This window comes from Stenotrophomonas sp. HMWF003 (assembly GCF_003061285.1).
GTDB classification, from domain to species: domain Bacteria; phylum Pseudomonadota; class Gammaproteobacteria; order Xanthomonadales; family Xanthomonadaceae; genus Stenotrophomonas; species Stenotrophomonas maltophilia_AP.
Map to the genome: position 1 here is coordinate 2,128 of NZ_QAIW01000432.1, position 953 is coordinate 3,080.

Sequence of the window (953 nt, forward strand, 5' to 3'; positions counted from 1 at the left end):
CTTCGCGGCTGTCGCCGTAGGCGTGGATGCGCTGGAAGCGTGACAGGTCGTAGCGTTGCCGGATGTGTTCGGCCTTGCGTGGGCCGCAGTCGCCGTCGGCATACCGCCCGGTCAGGCGACCGTCGCGGCTTTCCAGCCGGTTGCAGATCAGGCCCAGCCCCAGCGATTCGCACCACGGCCGCAGGTACAGGTCCAGCGAGCCGGACACGATCACCACGGTATGCCGTTGTTGCAGGTGCCAGCGGATCTGTTCGAGCATCTGCGGGCGCACCACGCCGGGCAGCACGTCGCGGGCATAGCCGGCGGCCTGGGTGGCGATGTCCTCGCTGTGCCGGTTGCTGAAGGTCAGGCGGGTCACGCGGGCGCGGATGCGCGCGGCCGAGATCAGCTTGAGCCGATAGGCCAGCAGCCACGGACCCACTTTCCACCAGGCCTGGGCCAGTTGTTCCGGGGTGGCCACGCGGCGCAGGAAACGGCCGTAGGTGTCGCAGGTGGTGACCGTGTGGTCGAAATCGAACAACGCCAGTTCCAAACCGCACCTCCCTCCGTGCAGGCCAGCAGGCGGGGACGGCGGCAGCGCCGCCCCCGGATGCGATCAGCGTACCGGCATGCCGGGCTGGGCGCTGCTGTCGGCGTCGAGCAGGGCCAGGTCGCCGCCGTCGAAGCCGGCCGACAGGATCATGCCTTCGCTCAGGCCGAAGCGCATCTTGCGCGGGGCCAGGTTGGCAATGAACACCACGCTGCGGCCGACCAGCTTCTCCGGCTCGCCGTAGCTGGCGCGGATACCGGAGAAGATCTGGCGCGTGCCCAGGTCGCCGGCATCCAGTTCGAAGCGCAGCAGTTTGTCCGAGCCGTCCACGAACTCGCAGGCCAGCACCTTGCCGATGCGCAGGTCGAGCTTGGCGAAGTCGTCGATGCCGATGTAGGCCGGGCCGTCGGCGGGTGCGGCGGCC

At 69.4% G+C, this 953-nt stretch carries 2 protein-coding genes; both read right to left on the reverse strand.

Annotated elements, in window-relative coordinates:
* On the reverse strand, window positions 1-532 hold a 532-nt coding region (locus tag DBR34_RS18585; RefSeq protein WP_128097876.1), incomplete at its 3' end, for an HAD-IB family phosphatase.
* Window positions 533-595: 63 nt separating this feature from the next.
* A partial coding sequence (gene metG, locus DBR34_RS23975) for a methionine--tRNA ligase subunit beta (protein WP_258224117.1) occupies window positions 596-953 on the reverse strand: 358 nt, incomplete at its 5' end.